A 7650-nucleotide genomic window follows, 5' to 3' on the forward strand; every position below is an offset into this window, starting at 1 on the left:
GGACACGGTCGGGGAGTGGGCCGCCGATGACGGCATTTCCGGAGTACTGCCGGATACCCGCACTGTGCAGGGCAGCACTGCAGGTGGAAGGTCTTGGTGTGCCAGTATCACCGACATGGCTGAGGGAGAGATGGCGGACACCCATAGAGGTGAGCAGCCGGGCCAACTGTCGGTCGTGGTCACCGCCACCGAGGGCATCCGCGTGATCACCGTGGCCGGCGAAATCGACCACGACACCATCGAACCCCTCCGCCAGGCCCTGGAAGCCCCCAGCCTCCCCCGGCCACGCATCGTCATCGACATGCACCAGGTCACCTTCATGGACTCCAGCGGCATCAACACCCTCATCGCCGCCTACCAGGCCGTCACCGAAGCCGGCGGCTGGATCCGCCTGGCCGGGGCCCAGCAAACCGTGCTGCGCACCCTGCAGATCGTCGGCGTCGACGCCGTCATCGACTGCCGCCCCACCCTCCGCCAAGCACTCAGCAACTGAGCCGACCCGTGCCCGGCGGCCCGGCTTGAGATCGCCTCAGTGCTGATGGTGATCGTGCTGGGACAGGTAGAGGGGACTGAGCTGGCGCCAGTAGCAGTGCAGGATGTCTTCGGCCTCCTGCACCATCCGCTGCACCTGGCGCGTCCATCGCCAGGCGTGGCTCAGCCTGGGCCGCGGTGGATCCCGCACGCCGGACATCCCTCGGTGTCCTCCAGCGCGAGGCATAGCGGAATACGGCAGAGGTGCGCGTCCTGCTGCTTCGGCCCGTCAGGAACCATCGCGCGAGCAGTATCGCCGCCACGACCGAAGATGCGCTGGCGGCGTAGATCTCATGACCGGCCACTGGTTCCTCCTGCCGGACACCCGTACGGACCGTGCCGGGTTCGTCTGCCCCCGTAATCGCATCGTCAGCGTCACCGCATGGCCAAGAAACCCTCACATGCCCGTGTCGGGTCGTGGTTGGCCAAGGCCGGGGCACTACTCGGTCGGGTGAAGAGGCCGGGACCGGAGAACTTCTGCGGGTACCGGCGCGTGGTGCCAGGCATGAGGGAGATCGCTGAGAAGCCGTTGTCTTTCCGGCCGTGACCGTTGAGTTTCCGCTGATCGGGATTGAACTCCGTGTCTATGCAGGAGTGTTGGGGCGTCGGGTTGCTTCTTGATCGACGGGAGTCGCTGGTGGCGTCGGTGCTGGGTCTGCTGGAGTCGAAAGAGTCGGCCGCGCGGGAGGCGGTCGAGCAGGCGCAGAGCGGGCAGCTGGCCAGGGCTGCACTCGCGCCGGACAACCAGCGGATCATCTCGATGCTGGAGACCGAGGCGGCGGCGGGCCGGGACACGGTGCGGGCCAAGGACCTCGCGGTGGCCCTGGGACTGGAAGCGGTGCCCGCGAAGATCGAGGGAGTGCGTTCGCGGGCGAAACGCCTGGCCGAGCGTGGGTGGATCACCCGGCACCAGTCCGGGGAGTTCAGCATCCTCACGGCGTGACGGTGTGGTTCAGGCTGTCAAAGATCGCTTGTCCTGTGTCACTGAAGGTTGAGCGCGTGTCATCGAACGTTGGTCGCCACGGTCTGGGACTCGTGGCTCTGGGATGGGGGCTCAAGGCCGACGCAGCAGTGCTTCCAGAGCCGCGCGGGTTTCGGCTATCCGCTTCTTCCAGGCCATGCCGCGCAGGGTGGCGAAGTCCCATGCGACCACGGGTTCGGCGCCGCTCACGCAGTATCCGTAGACCGAGGATGCGATGTCCTCAGTGAGGAGGTGGTCGTAGTGGAACGACCCCTCGAAGCCAGCCCAGGCCACGGCTCGGCCATCCGCGCACAGGCGGCGCAGGGTCGCGCTCGTGTAAGTGGCCAGGGTGAGAGAGGCGTCGTGGAAGGTGAGGTCGTACGACATGAGGCCGGGCGACGCGATCGCTGCCGGCTGCTCCATCAGCATGAAGGGACGCACCTCGTCGGGCACGAGTCCGGCGAGGTTGAACGCCTCCCGCGGCAGCGGTTCGTTGCCCGCGCCGATGACGAATACGGTCACCATGGCGGGACCCATGAGGCAGAGTCCTTCCTGTACCTCGTTCACGGGGGTCCCTTCTTGCTGTTCGCGCCCTGCTTTCCACATCCTCGCAGGGAGAACGGCACAGCCACACGCCCGCGCCTCCGCGCCGAGGGCCGATGCCACTAGCGCACGCCACCCCAGGGGACCTGGTTGGTCAGCCCTCAGCGGCAAACGGTTCGGTTTCGGTGTCAGAGGACATCGCCGTCGTGGCCGTGTGGGTGCGGCGGGCAAGGCGGCGGCTCATGAGCATAGTCATCGACCACAGGACCATGGACTCGCTGGTGGCGGGCAGCGTCTCGTAGTCACGGACCAGCCGACGTGAGCGCATCAGCCAGCTCACGGACCTCGACCACCCATCGCCTCTCACGCGTCCTGGACCAGCGCCGCATGCGCGCTTAGGAGGCGGAATGGCAGCAGACCGCCCGCCGGTGGAGCACCTCCCCATGAATGCGAGTGCCTGCCGGGCCAGCGGCTCGGTTACCGGTTCTCTCCGGTCTGTTGCCAAAAGGGGGCCTTGACGGGGATGAGCGGCAGGGTGGAGCGGACGCGGCCGAAGCGGTCGTCCTGGGCCGTCCAGGAGGCGTGGGCGGCGTCGATCTCGGCGCGGGTGCGGGCGACGAAGTTCCACCACATGAGGATCGGTTCTGGGAACGGTTCACCGCCGAGCAGGATGGCGCGGGCTGGTTCGCGCACCTGAAGGCGGAGTTGATCGCGGCCTTCGCCGAGGTATCCGAGCCTGCCAGGGAGCAGCGGCTTGCCGTGGACGGTCACCGCTCCTTCCAGGACGATCAGGGCGTATTCGAAGTCGGTGCGCAGGGGCACGGTGGCTGGTGCACGCAGGTCGAGGTCGGTCCCCACCAGCGGTGTGTCGTGCCGGGCCGGGCTGGCCAGACCGGTGAAGTCACCGACCAGGACGGTCGCGGTGCCCGCGCCACAGTCCAGGTCGGCCTGGGGCAGCTCGGTGTGGTGCTCGAAGGTGGCCGGCCCGTGCCGGGTGGTCTCCGGCAGGGCGATCCACAGCTGGATGCCTTCCAGGGTGCCCTGGTAGTGGCCGGTGGCCTCCTCGGCGTGGGCGACGCCGCCGCCGGCGGTCATGAGGTTGAGCTGCCCGGGCTTGATCACCTGTTCGGAGCCGAGGCTGTCGCGGTGCAGCACCTGTCCGTCGGTGAGCCAGGTGGCGGTCTGCAGCCCGATGTGAGGGTGCGGGCCGATGTCCAGGCCGCTGTTCTCGGTGACGTCGGCCGGCCCCATGTGGTCGGCGAAGCACCAGGCACCGACCGTGCGGCGGCCCCGGCGCGGCAGCGCGCGCCGCACGCGGATCTTCCCGACGGTCGCCTCGCGGCTGTCGCTCACCTCCACGCACGGCGCCGTGGGGTGGCCGGCGTCGGCCAGGGCGGGGGGCGCGTCGACCACGCCGACTGGTCCACTCATCTCGTAGGCGCGGGCGAGACGCCGGGTGGAGCATCAGCCAGCCGTACGTCCGCTCCACCGCCCACCGCTTGGGTATCGGCGTGAATCCCCTGGTCCCGGGTTTGCGGGCGGTGATTTCCATGTCGATGCCGGCAACCTGGTCGAGCAGCTGGGTGCCGGCCACGGAGTCCTGGACACTGGCCGCGGTGACCAGCACCGCGAGAAGCAGGCTGAGCGTGTCGGTTCGACGACGCCCACCGGTACGTCGCCGACCCGCTCGCCGGCATGGACGCCCGGTACGACCTGGGCGACGACCACCGGTTCGTCGGCACCCTGTGCGGACATGAAGTTGACGCTGGAGCGGCCCGACCCGGACGTCGTCACCGCGGTGAACCGGTCGGCGGACCTGCTGCGTGAGGGGCGTGGGCTCCTGCTCGGCTACGTCGACCGCGCCGAGGCCCGCGGCGCCGCGGCCGCGTGGACCGGACGGGTCAACACCCTCACCGCCCGCACGGATCGGGTGGACCTCGACGCGTTGCTCATCCGGCCCGACGGCTGTGTCGCCCGGGCCTTGCCCACCGGGCAGGACCGCGACGCCACCACGCTGGTGCGTGTGCTGGGCACATGGTTCGGCCAACCGGCCTGAGCACCGCATTAACAGTCGTCTCAGGTTCGCTCCGTAGAAAGTCGGCATCCAGATAAGCGATGCAACCCGTATGTAGGAGGCTAGTGATGGCAGTCGACGCAGCGCCGTCCGGGGGAGCGCCGGCCGGTCGGTTGGCGGGCCGGTGGATGCCGTGGTTGGTGATTGGCTTGTGGCTGGTGCTGGCGGCGGGCATGGTGCCGCTGAGCGGAAAGCTGAGCTCGGTCACCACCGACAGCGCCGTGGACACTCTGCCGGCCAGTGCCGAGTCCACCAAGGTGGCGGTGCTGGACGACCGTCTCCCCGGCGGGGACAGCAACTCGTTCGTCTTCGTGTACCACCGCGCCGGCGGCATGACCGACGCCGACCGCGCGACGGTCGAGCGCCAATACCACACCCTTGCCAAGCGGTACCCGCCGAAGGCGACGGCGGCGGCCGGCGAGGACGACGAGGGCTCACCGACGAGCCCCTCCACCGACCGCAAGGCGATGATGTTCACCCTCGAGGTGAGCACGGCCTACGGCGCACCGGAGGACATCGTCGGCCCGTTACGTGACGCCGCGAAGGACCGCCCCTCCGGCCTGGAACTCGACGTGACCGGCCCGGGCGCGATCGACGGCGACATGGATGCCGTCTTCGACGGCATCGACGTGCAGGTCCTCCTCACCACCATCGTCGTCGTCACGCTCCTGCTCATCCTCACCTACCGCAGCCCGGTGTTGTGGATCATCCCGCTGGTGGCCGTGGGCGCGGCCGCACTGACCTCGATGGGGACCGTCTACCTGCTCGTCAAGGGCTTCGGCATCGTGGTCAACGACCAGAACTCGGCGCTGCTGACGATCCTGGTATTCGGCGTCGGCACGGACTACGCGCTGTTGCTCATCGCTCGATATCGGGAGGCACTGCACCACCATGAGAACGTCCGGGTCGCGATGGTCCACGCGCTACGCGGCGCGGCGCCGGCCATCGTCGCGTCCGCTGCCACCGTGGTCGCCGGCCTGCTCTGCCTGCTCGTCGCGGACCTGAACAGCACCAGCGGGTTGGGTCCGATCGGTGCGGCCGGCATCCTGTGCGCGCTGGTGGCCATGCTGACGCTGTTCCCGGCGGTGCTCGTGGTGCTCGGCAGGCGGATCTTCTGGCCGGCCGTCCCGCGGTTCAGCACGGCCGTGCAGGAGAAGCCGGGGCTGTGGGGACGGCTCGGCGCCGCCATCAGCCGCCGCCGGTGGGTGGCGACGCTCGGCTCGCTCGGAGTCCTCGGCGTGCTCGCCCTCGGGCTGGCGGGCAACACCGGCGCCCTGCGGGAGCAGGACCAGTTCCTGTCCGCGCCGGAGTCGGTCACCGGCTTCACCGTTCTGCGCCAGCACTTCCCGGAGCTCGGCGGGCAGCCGATGACGGTCTTCACGCGGCCGGCGCACCAGGAGCGGGTGCTCGACGTCGTCAAGGACACCCGAGGCGTGGCCATGGCCGTCCCGGAGCAGACCAGCGGTGGCTGGGCCAACATCTCCGTGTTCCCGAAGGACGCGCCGGACACCGCCGCGGAGTACGACACGATCAAGCGGGTGCGCACCGCCGTGCACGCGGTGCGCGGGGCGGAGGCGATCGTCGGCGGGCCGAGTGCGGAGAACCTCGACACCGAGGTGACCACCGAGCGCGACGAGAAGCTGGTGATCCCGCTGGTGCTCGCCGTGGTCCTGATCGTCCTCGGGCTGCTGCTGCGCGCGATCGTGGCCCCGCTGGTCCTGATGGCCACTGTGATCGTCTCGTTCGCCGCAGCCTTCGGCGGCAGCGTGTTCGTCTTCGACACGATCCTCGGGTTCCAGGGCGTCGACTCTTCGGTGCCGCTGCTGGCATTCCTGTTCCTGGTGGCGCTCGGCGTCGACTACAACATCTTCCTGGCCAGCCGAGCCCGGGAGGAGACCGTGCGTATCGGCACCAGAGAGGGCATGCTCAAAGCCCTCTCGGCCACCGGTGGCGTCATCACCTCGGCGGGCCTGGTCCTGGCGGCCACGTTCGCGGTCCTCGCGACACTTCCGCTGGTGATGCTGATCGAGGTCGGGTTCCTGGTGGCCTTCGGCGTGCTGCTCGACGCCCTGCTGGTGCGGTCGGTCCTGGTGCCCGCCCTCACCTTGCTGATCGGCCGGCGGATCTGGTGGCCGAGCCGACTGTCCCGTACAGCGGCGGAGCTGCCGGGCGGTCAACAGCCGCTCGCCCGTCGTTGCACGTATCGTCGGTAAGCACTGCGAGTCCGGTGACGTGGTCATTCGGGACACCTGGATGCCCGAGGACGTCGGGCCCGGTGATTTACTAGCGGTAGCAGCGACCGGTGCATACTGCTATTCGATGTCGAGCAGGTACAACCTGCTCACCCGCCCAGCCGTGGTGGCGGTGCGTGACGGAGTCTCACGCGTGATTCTGCGGAGGGAAACAGTGGAAGATCTGCTCAGCTTGGAGGTATCGCAGTGACGAGCGAATCGGCGCATCGCGCTATCGGTGTGGCCGTTCTCGGCCTCGGCAACGTCGGGAGCGAGGTCGTCCGGATCATTCGTGAGCAGGCCGAGGAACTCGAAGCTCGCGTCGGCGCCCCGTTGGAACTGCGGGGAGTTGCCGTTCGCCGTATCGGCTCGGACCGCGGAATTCCCGAGGAACTGCAGACGACGGACGCCGAGTCCCTGGTCGGTCGTGACGACGTCGACATCGTGGTCGAGGTGATCGGCGGAATCGAGCTCCCTCGCAAGCTGATTCTCTCCTCCCTCAACTCCGGCAAGTCGGTCGTGACCGCCAACAAGGCGCTGCTCGCGGACCACACCGGTGAGTTGGCGGAGGCTGCAGAGGCCAATTCTGTCGACCTGTACTTCGAGGCCGCTGTTGCCGGTGCGATCCCCGTGATCCGCCCGCTCACGCAGTCCCTGGCCGGAGACCGCGTCAACAAGGTCGCCGGAATCGTGAACGGCACCACCAACTTCATCCTCTCCGCGATGGACGAGACCGGGGCCGACTACGAGGAGACCCTCGCCGAAGCCGGACGCCTCGGATACGCGGAGGCCGACCCGACCGCGGACGTCGAAGGCTACGACGCCGCGGCGAAGGCAGCGATCCTCGCGTCGATCGCGTTCCACACCCGCGTCACTGCCGCGGACGTGTACCGCGAAGGGATCTCCACGATCACCTCCGCCGACCTGGCGTCGGCGAAGGCACTCGACTGCACCATCAAGTTGCTCTCGATCTGCGAGCGCATCGTCACGCCCAAGGGCAAGGAGCGGATTTCCGCTCGCGTGTACCCGGCGCTGGTTCCGCTCAGCCACCCGCTCGCTTCGGTGAACGGCGCATTCAACGCCGTTGTCGTGGAAGCAGAGAACGCCGGACGGCTCATGTTCTACGGCCAGGGCGCAGGCGGCGCCCCCACCGCGTCCGCGGTCATGGGTGACCTGGTGATGGCGGCGCGCAACAAGGTTCACGGCGGCCGCGGCCCCCGCGAGTCCAAGTACGCCAAGCTGAAGGTCGCCCCGATGGGCGACATCCTCACGCGCTACTACGTGAACATGGAGGTCGCGGACAAGGAAGG

At 68.7% G+C, this 7650-nt stretch carries 9 protein-coding genes and 2 pseudogenes; 6 read left to right on the top strand and 5 right to left on the bottom strand.

Going from position 1 to position 7650, the window contains the following annotated elements:
* Positions 1–115 precede the first annotated feature (115 nt).
* On the top strand, positions 116–493 hold the full coding sequence (locus tag ABT116_RS37055; protein ID WP_351643377.1) for an STAS domain-containing protein: 378 nt from the start codon (positions 116–118) through the stop codon (positions 491–493).
* A gap of 36 nt (positions 494–529) precedes the next feature.
* Here the strand turns inward: ABT116_RS37055 and ABT116_RS37060 are convergent, their stop codons facing one another.
* Positions 530–682 (bottom strand): hypothetical protein, encoded by a 153-nt coding sequence (locus ABT116_RS37060; protein WP_351643379.1) that lies wholly within the window; start codon positions 680–682, stop codon positions 530–532.
* 435 nt (positions 683–1117) lie between these two features.
* Here ABT116_RS37060 and ABT116_RS37065 point away from each other — a divergent pair, with 435 nt between their 5' ends.
* Positions 1118–1474 (top strand): hypothetical protein, encoded by a 357-nt coding sequence (locus tag ABT116_RS37065; RefSeq protein WP_351643382.1) that lies wholly within the window; start codon positions 1118–1120, stop codon positions 1472–1474.
* 111 nt (positions 1475–1585) lie between these two features.
* Here ABT116_RS37065 and ABT116_RS37070 read toward each other — a convergent pair whose 3' ends face one another.
* The 4 genes and pseudogenes from ABT116_RS37070 to ABT116_RS37085 all read right to left on the bottom strand — a co-directional run.
* A complete protein-coding gene (locus ABT116_RS37070) occupies positions 1586–2059 on the bottom strand; it encodes a hypothetical protein (RefSeq protein WP_351643384.1) in 474 nt (157 codons plus the stop codon).
* 130 nt (positions 2060–2189) lie between these two features.
* Positions 2190–2375 carry a hypothetical protein gene (locus tag ABT116_RS37075; protein ID WP_502984002.1) on the bottom strand — a complete coding sequence of 62 codons (186 nt, stop codon included), beginning with the start codon at positions 2373–2375 and terminating at the stop codon, positions 2190–2192.
* A gap of 137 nt (positions 2376–2512) precedes the next feature.
* Complete coding sequence (locus ABT116_RS37080) at positions 2513–3466, bottom strand: pirin family protein (RefSeq protein ID WP_351643393.1); 954 nt, start codon at positions 3464–3466, stop codon at positions 2513–2515.
* Positions 3467–3722 (bottom strand): annotated as a pseudogene (locus ABT116_RS37085) (IS5 family transposase); the annotation flags it as partial. It abuts the gene before it with no gap.
* Between the two features lie 66 nt (positions 3723–3788).
* On the opposite strand from ABT116_RS37085, the gene ABT116_RS37090 reads away from it, so the two are divergent.
* The 4 genes and pseudogenes from ABT116_RS37090 to ABT116_RS37105 all read left to right on the top strand — a co-directional run.
* Positions 3789–4091, top strand: coding sequence for an aromatic-ring hydroxylase C-terminal domain-containing protein (locus tag ABT116_RS37090; protein WP_351643387.1), 303 nt, complete (start codon positions 3789–3791; stop codon positions 4089–4091).
* 146 nt (positions 4092–4237) lie between these two features.
* The gene (locus ABT116_RS37095) at positions 4238–6322 is read left to right on the top strand and encodes an MMPL family transporter (RefSeq protein ID WP_351643396.1); all 2085 of its coding nucleotides are present in this window, start codon (positions 4238–4240) and stop codon (positions 6320–6322) included.
* Positions 6297–6551: pseudogene (locus tag ABT116_RS37100) on the top strand (diaminopimelate decarboxylase); the annotation flags it as partial. The gene ABT116_RS37095 and the pseudogene ABT116_RS37100, both read left to right, overlap by 26 nt.
* Positions 6548–7650: homoserine dehydrogenase (locus ABT116_RS37105; protein WP_351643389.1), on the top strand; the 1103-nt coding region annotated here is incomplete at its 3' end. The pseudogene ABT116_RS37100 and the gene ABT116_RS37105, both read left to right, overlap by 4 nt.

This window comes from Streptomyces sp. NPDC002130 (genome assembly GCF_040296465.1).
GTDB lineage: Bacteria > Actinomycetota > Actinomycetes > Streptomycetales > Streptomycetaceae > Streptomyces.

Coding starts and splice junctions, on each gene's coding strand:
- ABT116_RS37095 (WP_351643396.1), top strand. CDS start 4,238: ATGCCGTGGTTGGTGATTGGCTTGTGGCTGGTGCTGGCGGCGGGCATG.
- ABT116_RS37065 (WP_351643382.1), top strand. CDS start 1,118: ATGCAGGAGTGTTGGGGCGTCGGGTTGCTTCTTGATCGACGGGAGTCG.
- ABT116_RS37080 (WP_351643393.1), bottom strand. CDS start 3,466: ATGAGTGGACCAGTCGGCGTGGTCGACGCGCCCCCCGCCCTGGCCGAC.
- ABT116_RS37090 (WP_351643387.1), top strand. CDS start 3,789: ATGAAGTTGACGCTGGAGCGGCCCGACCCGGACGTCGTCACCGCGGTG.
- ABT116_RS37055 (WP_351643377.1), top strand. CDS start 116: ATGGCTGAGGGAGAGATGGCGGACACCCATAGAGGTGAGCAGCCGGGC.